This is a genomic window from Paracrocinitomix mangrovi, assembly GCF_019740355.2.
Taxonomy (GTDB): Bacteria; Bacteroidota; Bacteroidia; order Flavobacteriales_D; family Crocinitomicaceae; genus Paracrocinitomix; species Paracrocinitomix mangrovi.
The window spans coordinates 4188810-4211298 of the sequence record NZ_CP091819.1; the positions used below are offsets into that span (position 1 = coordinate 4188810).

15 protein-coding genes are annotated in these 22489 nt (G+C 35.7%); 8 read left to right on the forward strand and 7 right to left on the reverse strand.

Annotated features, from left to right (window positions below; translation table 11 throughout):
• Nucleotides 1-38 precede the first annotated feature (38 nt).
• From K6119_RS18660 to K6119_RS18680, 5 genes are all read right to left on the reverse strand, one after another.
• Nucleotides 39-509, reverse strand: a complete 471-nt coding sequence (locus K6119_RS18660) for a MarR family winged helix-turn-helix transcriptional regulator (protein ID WP_221834763.1) — start codon at nucleotides 507-509, stop codon at nucleotides 39-41.
• A 24-nt stretch (nucleotides 510-533) separates the two neighbouring features.
• Nucleotides 534-1055, reverse strand: coding sequence for a YceI family protein (locus K6119_RS18665; protein WP_221834762.1), 522 nt, complete (start codon nucleotides 1053-1055; stop codon nucleotides 534-536).
• 123 nt (nucleotides 1056-1178) lie between these two features.
• Nucleotides 1179-1664, reverse strand: coding sequence for a 5-(carboxyamino)imidazole ribonucleotide mutase (purE, locus tag K6119_RS18670; RefSeq protein ID WP_221834761.1), 486 nt, complete (start codon nucleotides 1662-1664; stop codon nucleotides 1179-1181).
• Between the two features lie 17 nt (nucleotides 1665-1681).
• The gene (locus tag K6119_RS18675; RefSeq protein WP_221834760.1) at nucleotides 1682-2650 is read right to left on the reverse strand and encodes an acyltransferase family protein; all 969 of its coding nucleotides are present in this window, start codon (nucleotides 2648-2650) and stop codon (nucleotides 1682-1684) included.
• Entirely contained in the window at nucleotides 2637-3779 is a 1143-nt protein-coding gene (locus tag K6119_RS18680) for a 5-(carboxyamino)imidazole ribonucleotide synthase (RefSeq protein ID WP_221834759.1), read from the reverse strand. Before K6119_RS18680 ends, K6119_RS18675 begins: the two co-directional genes overlap by 14 nt.
• Before the next feature lie 195 nt (nucleotides 3780-3974).
• Here K6119_RS18680 and K6119_RS18685 point away from each other — a divergent pair, with 195 nt between their 5' ends.
• The 7 genes from K6119_RS18685 (at nucleotide 3975) to K6119_RS18715 (ending at nucleotide 19070) form a co-directional block, all read left to right on the forward strand.
• Nucleotides 3975-5735 carry a gliding motility-associated C-terminal domain-containing protein gene (locus K6119_RS18685; RefSeq protein ID WP_221834758.1) on the forward strand — a complete coding sequence of 587 codons (1761 nt, stop codon included), beginning with the start codon at nucleotides 3975-3977 and terminating at the stop codon, nucleotides 5733-5735.
• 312 nt (nucleotides 5736-6047) lie between these two features.
• Entirely contained in the window at nucleotides 6048-7736 is a 1689-nt protein-coding gene (locus K6119_RS18690) for a gliding motility-associated C-terminal domain-containing protein (RefSeq protein ID WP_221834757.1), read from the forward strand.
• On the forward strand, nucleotides 7729-9243 hold the full coding sequence (locus K6119_RS18695; RefSeq protein ID WP_221834756.1) for a PorP/SprF family type IX secretion system membrane protein: 1515 nt from the start codon (nucleotides 7729-7731) through the stop codon (nucleotides 9241-9243). Before K6119_RS18690 ends, K6119_RS18695 begins: the two co-directional genes overlap by 8 nt.
• Nucleotides 9244-9666: 423 nt before the next feature.
• Nucleotides 9667-10089: a hypothetical protein gene (locus tag K6119_RS18700; protein ID WP_221834755.1), complete on the forward strand. Its 423-nt coding sequence runs from the start codon at nucleotides 9667-9669 to the stop codon at nucleotides 10087-10089.
• Nucleotides 10090-10105: 16 nt separating this feature from the next.
• Nucleotides 10106-16309, forward strand: coding sequence for a T9SS type B sorting domain-containing protein (locus tag K6119_RS18705; protein ID WP_221834754.1), 6204 nt, complete (start codon nucleotides 10106-10108; stop codon nucleotides 16307-16309).
• A gap of 150 nt (nucleotides 16310-16459) precedes the next feature.
• The gene (locus K6119_RS18710) at nucleotides 16460-16921 is read left to right on the forward strand and encodes a T9SS type A sorting domain-containing protein (RefSeq protein ID WP_221834753.1); all 462 of its coding nucleotides are present in this window, start codon (nucleotides 16460-16462) and stop codon (nucleotides 16919-16921) included.
• A gap of 4 nt (nucleotides 16922-16925) precedes the next feature.
• Nucleotides 16926-19070, forward strand: coding sequence for a DUF1566 domain-containing protein (locus K6119_RS18715; RefSeq protein ID WP_221834752.1), 2145 nt, complete (start codon nucleotides 16926-16928; stop codon nucleotides 19068-19070).
• 152 nt (nucleotides 19071-19222) lie between these two features.
• Here K6119_RS18715 and rpmH read toward each other — a convergent pair whose 3' ends face one another.
• On the reverse strand, nucleotides 19223-19384 hold the full coding sequence (rpmH, locus tag K6119_RS18720) for a 50S ribosomal protein L34 (protein ID WP_221834751.1): 162 nt from the start codon (nucleotides 19382-19384) through the stop codon (nucleotides 19223-19225).
• A 164-nt stretch (nucleotides 19385-19548) separates the two neighbouring features.
• Between rpmH and K6119_RS18725 the strand changes: the two genes are divergently transcribed.
• The gene (locus tag K6119_RS18725) at nucleotides 19549-21342 is read left to right on the forward strand and encodes an ABC transporter ATP-binding protein (protein WP_221834750.1); all 1794 of its coding nucleotides are present in this window, start codon (nucleotides 19549-19551) and stop codon (nucleotides 21340-21342) included.
• A 76-nt stretch (nucleotides 21343-21418) separates the two neighbouring features.
• Here the strand turns inward: K6119_RS18725 and K6119_RS18730 are convergent, their stop codons facing one another.
• Nucleotides 21419-22288, reverse strand: a complete 870-nt coding sequence (locus K6119_RS18730) for a sigma-70 family RNA polymerase sigma factor (protein ID WP_221834749.1) — start codon at nucleotides 22286-22288, stop codon at nucleotides 21419-21421.
• Nucleotides 22289-22489 lie beyond the last annotated feature (201 nt).

The window sequence follows — 22489 nt, forward strand, 5'->3', positions numbered from 1 at the left end:
CTAAGTTAAGAAATTATTTCTAAGAAATGAAATAGAAGTTAAGCAGTTTGTTCAGCATTGCATCCTGACCTGGCTTTGTCAAGAAGATCATTTAAACTTTTTACTTCTTCAGCCGAAAGATGAGTCAGTCGCCCTTCAAGAATCGTATTGTTTTGATCTATTTCAGCAAGCAAATCCATGCCTTTGTCAGTGATTCGAACATCTTTTTGACGTCTGTCGATTTGATTTTCAGATCTTTCAATCAGCCCCTTTTTTACCAAACGATCAATAATTCTACTAACGTCAGAATTTCTTTCGATCATTCTTTCTTTGATAAGTCCGATACTAACAGCCTTTTGATTTTGACCTCTTAAAATTCTCAGTACGTTAAACTGAGTAGAAGTAATATCATAGCGCTTCATTTCTTCTTGAAACTTCTCCGTAAGCCTGGAAGAAGTCAAGTGGATGTTCACCGCTAATTTGTGATATTCGTTTTTAAACTTGGATTGTAATTCATCCTCAATTTTCATCTTCAGAAAATTAATTGGTTGTCTTTAATAATTCGCTTTTACTGTAATAGCAAGGATTTGAGAAACAGATTCCTTTTTTCCATCAACGCCATACTCAAATCTGTCTAAACTGAATTTTGATGTTGCAGTAATTTTGGCTCCATCAATGGTTAATTCTCCATTAACTTCAATTTCTTTACTGATTCCTTTAATGGTCATTTTTCCCTTCACTTTTACCTTGTGTGTGCCATTTGCAGTATAGTCTATGGCTGAATTTTCAACAATTTTTCCCGTAAAAGTAGCTTTAGGAAACTTTTCAGAATTCATTACACCTTCTTGATTAAAGTGCTTTTGCATTGTACTGTTTTTAAAGATGAATTTATCAATAGAAACAGTGAAGCTAATTTCGCCAGTTGACATGTTAAACTCACTCTTAACATTACTGTTTTCAGCAGTAATATCATCCATTTCTGAATAAAAAGAGATGAATGCTTTGTCAGTACTGAGCTGCGCGAATGAATTAATGGATAATAAAGTGATAAATAATAATCCTGCAATAGTTTTCATAGTTCAATTTTTAGAGGTGAGACTGTTAATTTAATATGTGTGATCAACAGTTAAGCCAAAAATAGAATACAAATATATGTTAAAACAAAATTTGTTACAACAAAAAGCTATTTTATCTTGATTTTATTTGGAAACTTCTTTGTTGGATTCCATTACTTTAGCCTTAAGTCCTTCTTTATAATCAATAATAGATTGTCTAATATTTTTATCAGAAGCACCCAAAATACTAGCTGCAAGAATTCCGGCATTTTTAGCTCCATTTAAAGCTACTGTAGCAACAGGGATTCCTCCAGGCATTTGAAGAATTGAAAGCACTGAATCCCATCCATCAATTGAATTGCTAGATTTAATTGGAACACCAATAACTGGTAGGGGAGTTATGGATGCAGTCATTCCAGGTAGATGAGCTGCTCCTCCGGCACCTGCAATAATAACCTGAATCCCTCTTTCATGAGCATTTTTCGCATACTCAAACATCCATTCGGGTGTTCTGTGCGCAGAAACCACATTGATTTCATAGCTCACATTTAACTCGTCTAAAACTTGTGCAGCTTCTTGCATAATCGGTAAATCCGACTTGCTACCCATGATGATTCCTACTTGTGCCATAGCTACAAATTTATCTTTTATTTTTTGTACTTAATCAATTTTGAAATTTTCATGTATGGTTTTTCCACAAATTGATACATAATAAAAGCTCCTATCCAGCTCAATGCTAGTACAAACACAATCATTATAATCGGATAGTGCTGCGCAAAATCAGAGGACGCATGAAAATATAGAATCCATCCACCAATTATACCGTGAATTAAATAGAGTGAAAAGGAAATTTTGCCTGTAAAATTCAATAATTTAAGTTTTTCAGGTAAAAACAATAAAGCAATTAATCCAACAATAATAATTGCAAAATCTTCAGGGTAGTATAGCCAAAATGTTGTGCCTAAAGAGGCTATTATTGGAAGTATATACGGCAATTTCCATCCATTTTGTTTGATATAAAAAGCGGCAATCCCACAAATAAAATAAGGCCCATTAATCAAAGCAGTGTCTGCCTCAACAGTTTGCCAACCAACAAATAACCAGATGAACGAAATAATAGTGAATGTCCATTTGTTCATCTGAAACAATGGAAACAAAAGGCCTATCAAGAAATAAAACTGTAGTTCAACTTCAAGTGTTGCAAAAATGGGATTGATCCAATCATATTGAGGAAAAGCATCCGCCAAAAACAAAATATTAATGATAGATTGTCTGAAATTCACATCATAAATACTGCCCCATTCAAAGTGTGCAACAAATGTTCCTACAATATGTATGATTATAATGGTAAGGATATAAGGAGGCATTAGTCTTATCAAACGCTTACCCATGTATTTGAAATAATTGGGAATGTTATAAGAAGAATGGAATAGGGAATAGGTGATGATGAAGCCAGAAATCATGTAGAAAATTTCTACTCCCTGGGCTCCAAATTTTAATGAGTTTGTGGTTGTGTTTGACCAGGAAAAATAAGCCGAAAAGTGGTAGGTAGCAACCATTAATGCAGCTAAAGCTCTTAAGGTTTCAATATGGTGAAGCTGTCTACGATTTTCCAACGACCTTAATGGTTTCTTTTACTTTTAAAGCCCTGTTTTTAGCCTCTTCTAAGCTTTCGTCCACAACAGTTATGTGCCCCATTTTTCTAAACGGCTTGGAAGTCTTTTTGCCATAAACATGCACATTGACTCCTTTCCAACTTAAAATTTCTTCAATACCTAGATATTCTGCTTCTCCGGCACTTCCTTTTTCTCCTAGTAAATTTACCATTACTGATGGAAGTGTGATTGCAGTTTCACCTAGTGGTAATCCGGAGATACTTCTTAAATGTTGTTCAAATTGAGAAGTGTAATTACCTTCAATGGTCTGATGTCCACTATTGTGTGGTCTTGGAGCTATTTCATTAACAAATAATTCTCCCGATTTGCTCAAGAAAAATTCCACAGCCAGCAATCCAGTCATATTTAATGAGCGAATTATTTTCTCTGCAATTTCTTGGGCTTTAGTCTCAATATTTTTGTCAATATCAGCTGGTGAAAATAAAAACTCTACCAAGTTCGCCTCAGCATTGAATTCTTGCTCAACAACCGGAAAAGATTTGGTATTCCCATTTACATCTCTTGCTACTATGACAGATAATTCTTTGTCTAAGTCAACAAAGTTTTCAAGAACACTTGGAACCTCAAAAGCAATTTCTATATCAGATGAAGATCTCAAAACTTGAACACCTTTACCGTCATATCCACCTTTTCTCATTTTTTGCATTACAGGAAAATCTGCGTAATCATGAAGTTCAATTTTACTATCGATTAATTTAAAAGGAGCAGTTGGAACTCCAATTTCCTGGTAGAATTGCTTTTGTAAACCTTTGTCTTGAATGAGCTGGATTGCTTCAGGTTCGGGAAAAATAGCAACACCTTCTTCTTTTAGTTTGAAAAGTGCTTCAACATTAACATTTTCAATTTCAATTGTAATTACGTCTTTGTCTTTTCCAAAATTATAGACATCATCATAGTTTGTAATTGTTCCTGTTTTAAAATTAGGACTAATGAAACTACATGGGCTATCAGCAGCATCCAAAAAGTAAAGATCTATCCCCAGATTAATGGCTTCTTGATAAATCATTCTTCCTAATTGACCTCCGCCGAGAATACCAATTTTTAGTTGAGTTGAAAATGATACGTTCATGGTTTGCAAAATTAGAACAAAAAAATACATTGGATTTAAAATTCCAATTATTGAAAATATATGCTCAAGCCAAACCTTTATAGTTGAAAGATGAGATATGCGTCACAAGATTTGTGATAGATTTAAAAATTTGAATTACTGTTGATTATAAAGTTTTTTTGTACCTTTTCAAAACCCATTACAAAATCAATGCTTATGAAAAATAGTAAGGCCAAGGTTCGAAACTATTATCTATTAAAGGGACAAGCACGTTATGTCTTAGTTTTTATGCTAACATCTGTTTTTACTAATCAGTTAAACGCACAAGCAGATTTGTCTTTAAGTAGTGCTTTATATTCTCCTTCAAATGCTTGTCAATTGTCTACAAGTGAAGTTGTAAGTACTGTTATAGTAAATACTAGTGGCATGCCTTTTTCAGGAACTGTTGATTTATATTATTCAATTGATAACGGTCCTGTGGTTGCTCAAACTGAGAGTATAGGTTTTATGCCTTCACCTTCTTCTTTTATCTTCTCTTTTAATGTGAATGGTGATTTTTCATCATGTGGAATTCATGACGTTAAAGTATGGTTTCATGAACCAAATGATCCAAATAATGTAAATGATACAATTATAGCTCAGGTGATTTCTGATTGTGACCCTATACCGGGAAATATTTTAGGACCCGATACAGTTTGCATTGGCAATAACAGTGGTACGTTGGTATTGTCAGGAAATTCAGGACCTGTAAACTCTTGGGGATCCTCAATTGATAATGGTGCTACATGGGGTTGGTTGTCAACAACTGATACTTTTTTGAATTACACAAATTTATCTAATCAAACAGATCTTCAAGTGTTAGTAGAGTCACCGTACGGTCTGTGTCCTTCATTGCCAACTCCGGTTTATACAGTTTATTTAGATCAGCCATCTATTGCAGGAGTTCTTCCAAGTAATTTCTCTATTTGTGACAATGGAAATAATGGGGTAATAGATTTAAATAGCTATAATGGTGATGTATTAGATTGGTATGTTTCGGGAGATGGTGGTTTAACCTGGATAGCACAGAGTAATCAAGCAGATACACTGGCCTATCAAGATTATTCATCTACAACATTAGTTCAAGCAGTTGTTCAAAACGGAGTATGTCCTGCTGATACTACTAATGCCTTGGTTATGACCTTAATTCAAGGTACTCAAGCAGGGATTTTAAGTGGACCTTCTGTAGTATGTAATTTTGAAAATAATGGAGTAATTACTGCGAGTGGTGGAAATGGAGATGTAATTAATTGGATTTATTCAATTGATAGCGGTAATGTCTGGTTGCAAACAATTACTGCACCGGGAGATTCTTTGTTCAACTTTAATAATTTAACTACCGGAACCATGTTTGCGGCAATTTATCAGGAAGGAAATTGTCCGGTAGATACTACAATAGGTCATTATTTAACGGTTTTACCTTTGGGAGTTTACATTTTACCAGGAGATACTACTATAAATGAAAATGAATCACTTCAGTTACAAGCTTTCGGTGGAAGTACTTTTAGTTGGTGGCCTGATTTTGCAATGGATGATCCAAATATTCAAAATCCTTTTGTGGGACCTTTACTTGCTGATATTACATATTTCGTTGAGGTAACCGATATCAACGGGTGCAAGGATACCGCCACTATTGATATCAAGGTTTTGAAAGATATTACTTCTGTAGGTGTTCCCAATTTAATTACTCCAAATGCAGATGGATATAATGATGTTTTGCAAATTGAAAATTTGGAATCCTTCGCTCAAAACCAGATGACTGTTTTTAATATATATGGTCAAATTGTATACGAAGCGCAACCTTATAATAATGATTGGGATGGTACCTATAATGGAAATCAACTTCCGGACGGAACATATTTTTACTTGTTAAGGTTAAATGATCCATTGCAAAGTGAGCCAATACAAGGAGCATTTACAATTACTGGAGTTGATTAATTTGATCTTATTTGAATCTATTTTACCTTTTTTACGTATTAATTTTTTAGTTTTTGTAAATTAGACGATTGAAGCGTGACTTTCAGTAAATTAAAGAGTTTGAGTATCTTTGTGTTTGCTGAATTTATTGGGGGATAATAAAATTCTTGCTGTTTTCAGCAATCTTTTGAGTACTTTTTTACGTATCTTAATCAAACCCTTTTTACACGAACTTCACATTGTTGAATGATGATGCTTTGCAAAATTGATCTAAGCTTTTATCTTTGACGGTGTATAACAATTAGTGTTATGATTAAAAAAATACTAATGATAATGAGCGTTATGTTGTTGTCCTATGGATCATACGCTCAAGCAGATTTGACAGTGAGTCCTTCAATTAACTCACCTTCAAATGGTTGTTATTTGTCTGCTAGTGAAACAATAATTGTCATACTTGTAAATTCAAGTTCATTTCCATATTCAGGAACAGTTCAAATGGGTTACTCCGTTGATAACGGAGCACCACAGCTTCAATGGGAGAATATTGGATTCATGCCTAGTTCAGGAACATATATTTATGCATTTTCTACCGGTGGAGATTTTTCGTCTTGTGGAGTACATGAATTAAAAGTTTGGGTGAATGAGTCCAATGATCCAAACAATAATAACGATACGGTTACAGTAAATATAATTTCTGATTGTGATCCAATTCCTGGAATGATTACTGGTCCTGATACTGTGTGTATAGGAAATAACACTGGTACCTTAGTAATAGATGGAAATTCTGGGCCTGTTAGTTCATGGGGGTCTTCAATTGATAATGGAAATACATGGGGTTGGTTAGCAACAACAGATACTTTTTTGAATTTCACGAATTTATCTAACCAAACTGATATTCAGGTTTTAGTTGAATCACCTTACGGATATTGTCCGTCGCTTCCTACACCTGTTTATACAGTGTACTTGGATCAACCTTCTGTCTCCGGTGGATTGCCTGCTAACTTTCCGATTTGTGATAATGGTAATAGTGGTGTAATTAATTTAAATGGATACAATGGTGATATTCTTGATTGGTTTGTTTCTAGTGATGGCGGTTCTACCTGGATTGCCCAAAACAATCAAACCGATACCCTGGCATATCAGGATTATACCTCAACAACTTTAGTCCAGGCTGTTGTTAAAAACGGTTCCTGTCCAGCGGATACTACCAATGTTTTAACCATGACGCTCATTCAAGGTTCTCAAGCTGGAATTTTGAGCGGTCCTTCTGTTGTTTGTAATTTCGAAAATAACGGAGTTATTACCGCAAGTGGGGGAAATGGAGATGTTGTAAACTGGATTTATTCGATTGATAGTGGTAATGTATGGTTGCAAACAATTACTAGCCCCGGGGATTCCTTGTTTAATTTTAATAATTTAACTACCGGAACAATGTTTGCGGCGATATATCAAGAAGGAAACTGTCCTGTAGATACTACAATCGGTCATTATTTAACCGTATTACCTTTAGGTGTGTATATTGATCCTGGAGATACAACAATAGAGGAGAATGAATCACTTCAGTTACAAGCTTATGGTGGAAGTTCTTTCTTTTGGTGGCCTGATTTTGCAATGGACGATCCTAATATTCAAAACCCGTATGTTGGACCTCTTTTAACTGATATAACTTATTATGTTGAGGTGACTGATATTAACGGTTGTAAAGATACCGCTGAAATTAATATTACTGTTAATCCAGATCTTACTAATGTTATTCCCCCTAACCTGTTTACCCCTAACGCAGATGGTTTTAATGACCTCTGGCAAATTGATAACATTGACGTTTTTGATCAAAATCAACTAACTGTATTTAATATATACGGTCAGGTTGTTTTTGAAGCCCAGCCTTATAACAATGATTGGGATGGTACGTACAATGGAAGTAAGCTGCCGGATGGAACTTATTTTTATCTGATACGTTTAAATGATCCATTATACGAAGAACCATTACAAGGAGTAGTTACAATTGCAGGAAATGATTAAAAGAATTTTCGTTGTCTTTCTGCTGAGCATTACAACTTTAGTTAGTGCTCAACAGATTCCCATGTATAACCAATACCATATTGCGCCAAGGGTGTACAATCCTTCGTATGCGGGTCATATTGAGGGGGTAGACATAGCAATGGTTCGAAACCAAAAATGGGGAAATTACGACGAAGGTTTTATCACTAATTACTTATCGGCTTCATATCTACTTAAAGGAGAACATGGTTTAGGTATTAATCTATATAGTGACTATCTTGGAATTACGAGTAAGCTTAAAGCACATCTATTATATGCATATCACTTGGCTTTAAATGAAAATAAGGATATGTTCTTGAGAGCAGGAGTTGGAGTAGGGGTTATTGATAATCGAATTGACTTTGCTAATGCAGTTGTCTCAAACACTTTTGACCCCGTATTGCAAAATACAGGTAAAGAAAGAAGGACAATGTTTGATATGAACGTTGGAATTAATTTTCAATGGAGAACATTAAAGGTGGGTGTTTCTGTTCCCCAGGTTTTAGGTACAAAATTGGCTTACGGTGATCAGTCTGGTTCTTTTTATACTTTAGGTAGACAGTTTTTAGGGAATGTAGGTTATAAGTTTGAGTTTGGTGAAGACAAGATGAAGATGAACGTTCGCCCTGAGGCTTTAGTAATGTTCACTCCTAATGCTCCATTCCAATATAACGCGGGGGTTTTCTTTGAGATGGATAAATATTTCTGGATAGGAGGTATGTATAAAAGTGATTATGCTGTAGGAATCAATGTTGGAGTTAACGCTATTCCAAATATGAGAATAGGGTTGGCTTATGATTTTCAAATAAGTTCAATTGCCGGATTTAACAGTGCACCTAATGCCGAATTGATGTTAACATATAATATTCCTCCGCAGGTTAAAGAAGTTGGAACCGATAACTCAGATTTGGTTGATAGTTTAATTTTTGTGATAGATCAAAAAGACCTGGAGTTAAGAGATAAGGATATTGAGATCAATAATAAAAAACAGGAAATTGATAGTTTAAATGGTGATATAGCAGTTAAAAAAGGAGTTATAAAAGATAGAGATATTACAATTGATTCTTTGTTGGCACTTCTTAAAAATCGTCCTGTTGTAAATACGGATACCGTTGAAGAAAAAGATCCGGTTGATACTGGCAATGTTGATGTTAGACCGCCAGAAAATACTATTCAAGTAAATCCAGGAGATTACTTTATTGAGCTAAATAAAGAAGATACACCTAATGGGTATTACGTAATTTGTGGTGCATTCGCAGTGAAGGCAAATGCAGATGCTCGTATAAGAAAGATAAAGAGAACATTCCCGAATGCAAGAATCATTAAAAATAAACGCAACGATTTATTCTATGTAATGGTGTATCATTCCACAACCAAGGATGAAGGTCTGGCGTATGCTTCATACAAAGCAAATCAGTTGCCGGACAAGGATACATGGATTCTAAGTTACGAGAAACCAGAGAATTATCAGGAGAACGGAAATGAGTAGACGGTGAGGTTTTACCGTTTCGTCTTTGAATTCCTATATATTATCGCTGTAAAATCCTCATTCACCTAATTTTCATTGCTAGATCAATTAATATTTGATTATCTTAGACTCGTTTAATCGATTGAGGGGAAGGCAATCTTATAACGTGAGACAATTGATGAGACTGTTATTGAAAGATAGTGGTGGAAAAGTTCTGAATTTATTAAATAAATGAGGAACTATTTATTCGATTTAAGCGTAGTCTAGTATTTACATATAGACATTATTTTGCAAAATTTATAAATAGAAAACTATAGTTGTTTTGTACGTATTGCTGAAACAATAGAGTTGTAGGGCTTTTTGGAACTAAAAAAATAATTCCAAAAAAGAAACAACCCTTAGGTCTGCATAACGTCTTAACCGTAAAGACATACATTATATATTATGAAATCTCTCCTTGGACTAACTTTGCTTTTAACCCTTTCTTTTGCTTCCCTGGCTCAAGAATCTAAATGGGAAAAGTACACAACTATTGATGGTGTAGAAATTTATACCATGGAATCTGACTGTTATGCTAAAAACATACCTGCTCAAAAAGCTATTTTGATTAAAGTAGTAAATACGACTAATCAAAAATTGAAAATTGAGTGGGATAGAGCTATTTGGTATAATGACAAATTAGTTACCGAAAATTCAACTGATGGAGAAAATCATATGGTTATTGAAATCGATAAAAATTCATCTCAAGAAGGAAGTTGTGACGTTCCAAGAGGTGCTTTGTATTTGTATAAAGACTTTATCACATACGAGACGGAGACAAAACTTTCAAAATTTGAATTACAAAACATTAAAGTCAGCCGTTTATAATTAAATCCCTATGAACATGAAAAAATTAAGTCTAATATTAGTTGCGTTCTCCTTAATAGGCCTTGGACAGGTTTTTGGACAAGCTACTATCACGGTTGGGGCTAACCCTCTTACATTGCCGTGTGGTGGAGGAAACGTGAATCTTACAGCATTAGGAAATAGTTCTGTTCCTGTGTTTGGAGATAATTTTAATAATGGTACGGTGGCACCTGGTTGGTCAGCTACTGCGGCAGCACAATTTAATAATCCTTGTGGTGCTTCTGTAGACGGAACTACCTATTTATGGATGGGGTCAGGTACTTCAGCTCCTAGAGAGATGACAACAGCTCCTGTAGATGTTTCTTGTGGAGGTACAGTTTGTTTTGATTTTAAGTTCGTTTGTGAACAATGTGGTGACTCTGCTCCATGTGAAGGTGCTGACCTTTACAATGAGGGGGTGAGTTTGCAATGTTCAACTAACGGTGGAGCTACCTGGACAGATTTTGCATATTTCGCGCCAAATGGAGATGTATTAACTGCGTATCCAGGGGGTGTTACTCAACCTTCTGCTAGTGGGAATACGCCTTTTACTACTTGGCAAAATTACTGTTTTACCATTCCTGCAGGATGTGAAACGGCAAACACAATGTTCCAATTGCATCAATGGGGTTCTTCAGGGTCTAACTATGACCACTGGGGAATTGATAACTTCTATGTTTATGCAGATCCATGTGCACCTTATTACTATGACTGGGATCATATCCCAGGAGCGCCGGATGCACCGGATGTAACTACTAATATTACTCAAACAACAACTTTTACTTGTTGTTATACAAATGGTACTGACGCAGCATGTGAGTCTGTTACTGTAGTTGTTGATGTATTACCGGATGCAGTTGTATCATTGATTTATGCTCCTTCTTGTTTTGGAGCTTCTGATGGTGGTGTTACAATTGATAATCCAGGAGGCCAAGGACCTTATAATGTTGTTGTAACTGGTCCGGTTACTGCATCTTATACTGAAGGTAATGGACCACCGGATGCTTTAGATATTGATGATTTACCTGCAGGAACATATACGTATACTACTACGCAACAGAATGGGTCTTGTACTAATACAGGTACATTCACCATCCCTGATGGACCTCCATGTTGTGAAATTACTGCAACAGCAACTGATGTTATTTGTAATGGTGGTTCTACCGGAGTTGGTAACTCTACAGTGGTTGATGGTATAGCTCCGTATTCATTCCAATGGAATGATGGTGGTAACCAAACTACACAATCTGCTAGTGGATTATCGGCCGGAAACTACTCAGTAATTTTAACTGATGGTATAGGATGTCAAGATACTGCTTTCATTACTGTTGGAGAGCCTACTGCTGTAAGTGGAAGTATCACTAACTCAACTAACCCACTTTGTTTAAACTCTTGTGATGGAACAATCACGGCTTCTGGATCAGGTGGTGCCGGAGGGTATACTTATAGTTTAAATGGTCAGGCTTTTCAAGCTAGTGGAAACTACACTGGATTGTGTGCAGGAAATTATACTATTGTTGTTCAAGACGCAGCAGGTTGTCAATTTACATTAGCACCTGTTACCTTAACAAATCCAACTGATGTTACTTTGGTTGAAGTGTCAACAACTCCGGCAACTTGTGGTGGTTCAGATGGAATCGCTGAAGTGTTAGCTGGTGGTGGTACTCCTCCTTATGATTATGATATTGGTGGTGCTTCTCAAACTTCTCCAATTTTTACAGGTTTGTCAGCAGGATCTTATACGGTTACTGTGACTGATGATAATGGATGTACAGAAACTGTAAACGTTACTATTGTTGATGCAGCAGGACCTACCTTGGTTGTGGATTCTCAAACAAATGTTAACTGTGCAGGTGCACCTACCGGTTCGGTAACTTTAGGAGTTGTTGGAGGTACAGGTCCATTTACTTATAGCATTGATGGTGTGAATTTCCAGGCTAGTAATACTTTTACAGGTTTATTACCTACTCCTGTTGTACATACTTTTACAGTTGAAGATAATTTTGGATGTACGGCTACAGTGGACGTTACTTTGTCACAAAATCCACCATTGCAAATTATTTCTGAAGTGGTAACTGATCCACTTTGTACAGATGATTGTAATGGTCAATTAACAATAGGAGTTTCTGGTGGTCAAGGACCATATACTTACTCTAAAAATGGTGTTATTTTCCAGGCTTCTAATACACTTACAGGTTTGTGCCCTGGATTACAAGGGTACGTTGTACAGGATGTTAACGGATGTTTGATCAATGGTGATGAAAATATTCCAAATCCACCGCCTTTAACATTGACTCCAACTTATACTGAGCCTTCATGTCATGGTTTGGCTGACGGTTCTATTACTTTTGCCGGAGCTGGAGGTAATCCTGCTTATCAATATAGTGTTGATGATGGCGCAACATTCGGTTTTATTGATCCGGTTAATGGTATAGCAGCTGGCTTCTATGAATTAACTATTATGGATGCTAATGGGTGTCAAACTGATGATACGCTAACTGTTACTGAGCCAGCTCCATTTACATTCGTGTATGTATATAATGATCCTTCTAACTGTGGGTCAAATGACGGTGCTTTTGAGATTACTGCAGTTAATGGATTCCCTAACTATACTTATCATATTGGAAATGGTGTGCCTGATCAGGTTAACAATGGTAACTTTACGGGTCTATTCTCTGGTTTGTATCAGTTGATTGTTACGGATCAAAATGGATGTCAAGATTCAACATTCCAGGCATTGTCAGATAACGTTATGACAACACAAACAGACTTTATCCAACCGGCTACTTGTTTCAATAGCTGTGATGGTGGAGCAATTGTGTCTCAAATCAATGGACAATCACCATATACTTATGAAATTAACACAAGTACTGCACCTCCACAAGCGTTTGGTGTATTTACTAATCTTTGTGCAGGACAGCACTTTATTACAATCCATGATAATGGTTCGTGTATTGGTATAGAAGAAATAAATATTCCACAACCTGATTCAATTTTATTTGATTTGGCAGCAGACAGTGTTTCTTGTCCTGATGGTGCGGATGGTCAGATTACCATCTCAAACGTGACAGGAGGTGATACTGTTAATGGATATACTTATAGTATTGATGGGGTTAACTTCCAGGCAAGTCCAATTTTCCCTGGATTGACAAGTGGAAACTATGTACTTTGGGTACAAGATGCTAATGGATGTTTAGGTTCTGATGATATTGACATTTTCGAACCAGCTCCTTGGGATATTGGTATCCTTGAAGTGGATGTTACTTGTAATGGTGGTAACACCGGATTTGCCCAAGTTGTGGCTGATCCAAATGGTGCGACAGATCCGTTCTCTTATGACTTAAATGGTACTGTAAACGTATCTGGTCAGTTTCCTTTATTAACTGCGGGTGTTTATCCTGTAACGATTACGGATGCCAATAACTGTACTTTTGATACAATTGCTACTATTAATGAACCTACTCCTGTAGACGCAAACTTGGTGGCTACAAATCCTTTATGTTTCGGTTCTGCTGATGGAACCATCACTGTAACAGCTTCAGGTGGTACTCCTGGTACTCCAGCTTATATGTACAGTGCTGATGGTGGTACAACATGGTCTTCAAACAACGTTTTAAGTGGTTTAACTGATGGTTGCTATGACGTAGTTGTTGAAGATGATAACAGTTGTACTTATACTGAAAATATATGTATCACTGAACCTGCAGAAGTAACATTGTCATTCACTTTTGTGGAAGAAACATGTGGAGCAGGTAATGGTGAAATTAATATGACTGGAGCAGGTGGAGATGGTAACTTCCTTTACAGTATAAACGGTGGAGCACTGTCTCCAAGTGGAAGTTTCTTAAGCTTGTCAGCTGGTAACTTTATTCTTTATGTAGAAGATGGAAATGGATGTTTTGCAGATTCAGCATTTACTTTAACTGCATTTGATCAACCATTGATTGATAACGTAACATTTACTGATCCTTCGTGTGCAACTTTCACTGATGGAGACATTGAAGTATTTGCTTCTGGAGGTTTAGCTCCTTATGGATATAGTATCACAGGTGCTGCTCCTTTCCAATTGCCTTCAACATTTGCTGGTATTGGGGCTGGAGTTTATACAGTTGCAGTTCAAGATGCTAACGGATGTATCGTTACTTCACAAATTACTTTAACTGATCCTGCCGTATTAACTTTAAATACAAATGTGACTGATTTGTTTTGTAATGGAGATAACACCGGTCAACTTGAATTAGTTGGTGGTGGTGGTACTTTACCATACATGTACAGTATCAATGGTGGTGCACTACAAGGTGGAGGTACTTTCAGTGGTTTAGCTGCTGGTAACTATACTACTCATGTAGAAGATGCTCAAGGATGTGTTGTTGATGCCAATGAGGTAATCAATGAACCTGCACCAATGGTATTTGATTCATTTGTAATTACTGATCCTACATGTTTCAATGATTGTGATGGACAGGTTGCCATTCAAGTTTCTGGTGGACAAGGTGCAGCAACATATACGTACAACTGGTCAGGAAACATAGCTGGTCCAAATGATGCAACAGCAACAGGTGTTTGTGCTGGAACTTACTCAGTATATATTACTGATGGTAACAACTGTACTTTAGACTCTGTTGACTTTGTTGTAAACAATCCAGCTCAATTTGTAGCCAATGGTTTAACTACAACTGATGTTCTTTGCTACGGTGGTAATACAGGTACAATAACTGTAACTCTTCCAGTAACTGGAACACCAACTTATCAATATAGTATTAATGGTGGTGCACCTCAAGCATCCAATGTATTTGGTGATGTAAATGGAGGTACTATCACTGCAGGTAACTATGATATTACAATTATTGATGCTGACGGTTGTGAAGCTTTAACAAACACAACTATTTATCAGCCATCTGAGTTGTATGCATTAGCTCCTTCTGATTGGACTTCATGTTACAATGAAATTGCAGTTGTTCAAGGATTTGTAAATGGAGGTGAACAACCTTATACTTACGAATGGACAAATGATGTTAATGCTACAATTGAAAATACATTATTGTTCAATCATGTGGTAACACAACCAATTACATTTACACTTGTTGTAACTGATGATAATGGATGTGTGGCACCGGCAGTATCTTATACAATTACTCCGACACCACCTCTTCAGTTAGATTTGTTAACTACTAATGATACAACAATTTGTGAAGGAGATTCAACTACTCTAGGAATTTCGGTTTCAGGTGGTCAAATGATTGACTTTGGTAACTATATGGGATACTCTTATTCATGGGATACAGGTATACCAGGAGATACATTATCTGATGTAACTGTTGGACCAATGACAACTACCACTTATACTGTAACTGTTACAGATTTATGTGGAGAAGTTGCTGATACATCAATTACGGTTACTGTTTATCCTAATCCAGTAGTTCCATATTTAGGAGACTTCTATGGATGTGAACCTGCAACATTTGATTTTGATATTTCTGCAGACATTCCAGCTGGTTACACATTTAACTGGAATTTAGGAAATGGAAGTAGTGCAACGAATCCTGTAGTTTCTAATGCGTCTTATCCAAATGCTGGATACTATGAAATGTCATTAGAAATTACCTCAGATCAAGGTTGTGTATCAACTTCGGCTTCTGCTGGTGGAGTTTATGTAAATGAGCCACCGGTACCAGGATTCTATTTTGATCCTTATAGTCCTTCTGTATTAGAGCCTACTGTTCAAATCAATGATTACTCAGAAGGTGGAACCAGCTGGTACTATACATTTGAAGATTACGGATCTTCATCTCAACAAGAGCCTGAAGTAACTTTCAATGTTGAAGAAGAAACGACAATTTATGTTTGTCAATACGTTACTTCTGATGATGGATGTGAGGCAAGTGTATGTGCACCATTGGTTATTCACGAAGAAATTATTTTCTATGTGCCAAATGTTGTTACACCGGATGGAGATTTATTTAACGAAGTATTCTATCCAGTATTTACATCAGGAGTTGATCCATACGATTATCACTTAACAATCTTCAATAGATGGGGTGAAGTTGTATTTGAATCTTATGACTTTACCAAAGGATGGAATTGTCACTATGGTGATGGCGGATTAGTTCAGGATGGAGTTTATGTGTGGCAAATTGAATTTGGAGAAAAGCTTACCGATAAAAAACAGACCCACCGAGGTCACGTAACGGTACTTAAATAATTGAAAAAAGAGTCGGATTTTCCGACTCTTTTGCTTTTTTTTGTATCATTTTCCTGATCTATACGTATTTAATGGACGAACGGAGTAATTTAATCGATTAAATAACTAACCTTTTCAGAATTAAATGCGTTAATTAGTGTGATGAAAACTATGAAACAAATAATAATCTTGTGTTCATTTGTGATTTTTGGCTTTTCGGCTAATGCACAACAAATGAATGTCATTGCTTCTTCTGGAACGTATAGTCCGGGAGCAACGCATACGGTTGCTTGGACTATAGGGGAATTGGTTATTGTGACAGCTACTTCTTCTGGAAATGATATCACACAAGGTTTTCACCAAGATAGCTTATGGGTAGTTGGAGTAGAAGAGTATATGCCAGAAGTGGATATTACTGTTTATCCTAACCCTGCAAGAGATATAGTGAATATATCATCTAGTGAACAAACAAAACTTTATATTTATGACGCTCAGGGCAAAATAGTAGCTACTGAGGAAATAAATACAATAACAACCTCAATTGATGTATCTCATTTGAGTAGAGGTACGTATAACCTAGCATTTGAGACAAAAGGTGCTATAGCCAAACGAATGAAAATAATTATTTTATAGACCCATGAAAAAATTCTTACTAACATCATTATTCGCTGTTGCGTTATCCACATTTGCGGTGGCGCAATCTCCTGAGAAGTTTAACTATCAGGCAATTGTTCGCGACAATTCGGGTGCTTCAGTTAACAACCAGTTGGTTGGAGTTAGAATTAGTATTCTACAAGGATCAAGTTTAGGACCTGAAGTTTTTTCTGAAACTCATGGTCCTACTACCAATGCTTATGGTTTAATAAACCTTCAGATAGGAACTGGGTTTAATACAGGACCTCAAATTGGAGATGTTGCCTGGGAATCTAATTTGCACTTTATAAAAATTGAAATAGATCCAACAGGAGGAACTAACTATACTGTTTCTTCAGTGGCTCAGTTGATTTCAGTTCCTTATGCATTGCATGCTCAAACTGTAGATAATGCAGATGATGCAGATGCTGATCCAACAAATGAGTTTAACACGGGAATTACTTTAAATGGTGACTCTCTTGAAATTACTGATGGAGGTGGAACTGTTACTGCAGATTTATATCCTTTGACTTTAGACCCTGATATGGATGCGTCTAATGAGCTGCAAACTTTATCTAAAGTTGGACAAATTGTAACATTATCGAATGGTGGTGGAGCATTTACAGATGACGTAGATGATGCTGATGCTGATCCAACAAATGAGTATAACACTGGAGTTGCTTTAGTAGGTACAACTTTACAAGTAACTGATGGTGGAAGTACTATTAGTACAGATTTATCTTCTTTAGCAAATGATGCGGATAATGATCCAACTAATGAGTACAATACTAATATTACTTTGGTTGGTACAACTTTAAATGTTTTTGATGCCGGTGGTGCGGTAAGTGTTGACTTATCTTCTTTAGCAAATGATGCGGATAATGATCCAACCAACGAGTATAATACAAGCGTTGTGTTATCAGGTACAACTTTACAAGTAACTGATGGTGGTGGAACAATTAATACCAACTTATCTTCTTTAGTAAATGATGCGGATGCTAACCCATTGAATGAGTTACAATCTGTTTCTCAAGTTGGTTCTACTGTTACTTTATCACTAGGTGGAGGATCTTTCAGCATTAATGATGGTGACTCAGATGCAACAAATGAGTTTAACATTGGCGCTTCTTTAAGTGGAAGTACGTTGAATATTGTTGATGGCGGTGGTACTGTTTCTGTGGACCTATCTAGCTTAGGTGGAGGTGGTAACCCAACTGATGAGTTGAACACTACATTCGTTTTAACTGGTAATGTTTTAGAAATTACGGATGCAGGTGGTACGTTAACTGCAGATTTAACACCAATCATTTCTGGTGGAGGTGATTTAAGTACTACTAATGAATTAAATACATCTGTTGTTTTAAGTGGAACTAATTTGGAAGTAACTGATCCAGGAGGAACAATTATAACTGATTTATCTCCTTTGGTAAATGATGCGGATGCTGATCCAACAAATGAGTTGATTACAGGTGCTTCTTTGGTTGGTACAGATTTAAACATTGTTGATGCAGGAGGAACTACTGTAGTTGATTTATCTCCGCTTTCAGGTGGAGGTGACCCTTCAACTACTAATGAGTTAAATACTTTGTTGAATTTGAATGGTACAACATTAGAATTAACTGATGCAGGAGGAATGTTAACAGTGGATTTATCATCATTGAGTGGTGGTGGTGGTGGAATCAAAGTAGGACAATACTATCAAGGTGGAATTGTTGTTTACGTAGATTCTACAGGAATTCATGGTTTGATTGCCGGAGTTTCAGATTTAGGTACATCTGCTTTTGAGCAATCACCTAACTCAACTACTGAGGTGGCTACAAGTTTAACTGATGGTGCCGCAAATACAGCTTTATTAGTTGCTGCTGGTCCAGGAGAGTATTTAGCTGCTGAAATGTGTGATGCTTATACTGGCGGTGGTTTTACAGATTGGTATTTACCATCAGCTTATGAATTACAAATTATGTCTCAAAATCAGTATGTGATGGCATTGTTCAGTGCTCAGCTAACATTAGGTAACCAGTATTGGTCATCTTCTGAAACTGTTTTATCATTTGGACAGAACGCTTGGTATGGAGAAAACAATGGAGTGTATATTGGAACAGACTCACAATTACAGGTTAAATCTGTAAGACCAATGAGAGCGTTCTAAGATTTATATAAAACATTAAATAAAAAAAGCCCTGCAGAATCCTGCAGGGCTTTTTTTGTAGATTATTGCTTGATAAAAGTTTGCGTTTGATTTAACGCACAAAAAAAACCATCTGCCTAAACAGATGGTCATAATATTCTTAAGGAGCGAAATTAACGTTTTGCTCTTTTCTCTGAAGAAACTGATAGTTTCTTTCTTCCTTTTCTTCTTCTTGCACTTAAAACAGCTCTACCATTTTTAGTGGCCATTCTCGATCTGAAACCGTGTTTGTTTCTTCTCTTTCTCTGTGATGGTTGAAACGTTCTTTTGCTCATCTCAAAATATCTTTAATGTGTTTGTGTCGTCAATTTTACCCAAATCGGGGTTGCAAAGATACAATAAATCTGATCAACACAAAAGAATCTTTAACAATTTTCAAAATTATGTGATTTGTATGACAATTAAACAGCTTCAATCCAATAAATTTGTGCCCTGCCTTATGTTTGGACCAAGAAATAAAAGAGAGAAAGTTCAGTTAAACGAAGATTCTTACAAAAAAGCTAGAAGAATATTCAAGTACATGAAACCTTACAGGTTTATTTATTTGATTGGTTGGTCTTTTTTATTGGTGTCTAGTTTAGTTTCAATGATGTTTCCTGCCCTGATGGGACAATTACTAGGAACAAGTAAGGATAGTACTCCAATGATTAACATTGAGGGTATTGACATGACAGATATCAATACCATTTTGGTGGTAATGCTAATTGTATTTGGAACTCAAGCTTTTTTCAGCTTTTTCCGCATTATCATTTTTAATTACGTTACAGAAAAAACTTTAAGGGATGTTAAAAGAGTATCATTCAACAAAATGATATCTTATCCTTTGGATTTCTTTAATAGAAACAAAGTAGGAGAGTTGACGTCAAGAATTGCAACAGATATTAATTTAATTCAAGAAACATTAAATACTACTATTGCTGAGTTTTTCAGACAGTTTGTTTCTATTGGAGTATCGTTGGCATTTATACTTTATGTATCCTGGGAATTGTCTTTATATATGTTGGCGGTAGTGCCTGTATTAGCAATAATTGCCATTGTTTTTGGTAGATATATAAGAAAGCTATCTAAAACTGCTCAAGATGAATCTGCCAAATCCAATTCAATACTAGAAGAGGTTTTAACCGGAATTGTAAATGTGAAAGCTTTTACTAATGAAAAGTATGAATCTCAAAGATATGGTAGTAAAATTGATGCGATAATGGGCTTCAACATTAAGCGAGGAATGATGAGAGGATTATTTGTATCCTTTATCATTTTTGGAATGTTTGGTGGAATTAGCTTTATTATTTGGAAAGCAAAGGGCATGGAAGAGATTGGTGCCATTTCACCTGAAGAGTTCACTGCATTTATATTATATACAATTTTCTTAGGAGCTTCATTTGGATCCATTCCTGATTTATACGCTAAAATTCAAAAAGCTATCGGTTCTACTGAGCATTTAATGGATTTGTTAGAGGAAGAAGCAGAATCAACAAATGGAGAACAGTTAGTTGATTTTAAAGGTAAAGTTGAGTTTAAAAATGTAGGATTTGCCTATCCTCAAAGAAAGGAAATTCAAGTATTGGATGGTATTAGTTTTACATGTGAAGCAGGGCAAACAGTAGCATTAGTAGGAAGTTCAGGAGCTGGTAAATCAACTATTTCGTCTTTGTTGCTGAATTTTTATGACATTAATACAGGCAATATTTATTTTGACGATAAAGATGTTACCACTATTTCAAAACAAAGTTTAAGAGAGCAAATAGCTGTGGTTCCACAAGAAGTTATTTTGTTTGGAGGGACTGTAAAAGAAAATATTCTATATGGTAATGTAGATGCAACGGATGAAGAGGTAATTGAAGCAGCCAAAAAGGCTAATGCATATGACTTTATCATGTCTTTCCCTGATAAGTTTGACACAAAAGTAGGAGATAGAGGTATTCAGCTTTCTGGTGGTCAAAAACAAAGAATTGCCATTGCACGTGCAGTATTAAAAAATCCAAAAATTTTAATTCTTGATGAGGCAACATCAGCATTGGATTCAGAATCAGAGAAGTTAGTGCAGGATGCGTTGGATAATTTAATGGTTGGTAGAACTTCATTTGTAATTGCTCACAGATTATCTACTATTAAAAATGCCGATAAAATCTTGGTAATTGAAAATGGAAAAATTGCTGAGCAAGGAAAGCACGAGGAGTTAATTGCAAATGAAAATGGTGTTTATTATAAACTAAACAATATTCAACTCCAATAAAAAAGCCCTTTCAAATATTGAAAAGGCTTCTTTGTATAGTAAAGTAATAGTGTTTTCCGGTAATTATTTTTAGTTATTATCCTAAATAAGCTCTCAACATTTTACTTCTTGAAGTGTTTTTAAGCTTTCTAATTCCTTTTTCTTTAATTTGCCTAACCCTCTCTCTAGTCAAATCAAATCTTAGTCCTATTTCAGCTAATGTCATTGGTGGTTGATCACCTAAGCCAAAATATAATCTGATCACATCTGCTTCCCTCATTTTTAAGGTGCTTAATGATCTTTCAATTTCACTTCTAAGAGATTCAGCAATCAAATCTTTTTCAGGGTTATTGCTTTCAGGATTTTGTAATACGTCATACATGCTAGAAGACCCTTCATCACCCTCCTTTAAAGGAGCATCCATAGATACATGTCTTCCTGAGTTTGATATAGAGTATTTTACATCTTGTTCAGAAACTTCTAAAATTTCAGCTAATTCATCAATAGTTGGAGTTCTACCAAGTTCTTGCTCTAATTCAGCAAAAGCCTTATTAACCTTATTGATGATACCTATTTTATTTAATGGAAGTCTTACAATTCTTGCCTGTTCAGCTAAAGCTTGAAGAATCGATTGTCTAATCCACCATACTGCATATGAAATGAATTTGAACCCTCTTGTTTCGTCAAATCTTTGAGCTGCTTTTATTAATCCTAAATTTCCTTCATTAATTAAATCAGGAAGCGATAATCCTTGGTTTTGGTATTGTTTAGATACAGAAACAACGAATCTAAGATTGGCCTTTGTTAGTCTGTCAAGTGCTTTTAAATCGCCTTGCTTAATTTTTTTTGCCAATTCTACTTCTTCCTCAGCTGTAATGAGGTCAACTCGTCCAATTTCCTGTAAATATTTGTCTAGTGATGCTGTTTCCCTGTTAGTGACCTGTTTGGTAATTTTTAATTGTCTCATGCGTATGGTTAATTTTAAATTTCTCTCAGAATTTAGCATTCTGAGATTGGTATGGAATTCTTCTCTTTATAATTAGACGCTAAAAAACTGCAACAGGTTGGTTTGTTCCTCCTCAACTTCGTCTAAATTAAGTTGTCTTAAAATAAGTAAATAAGATCACTTTTCCAAATAATAATATTATTATTATTTAAAGTTTCTGTA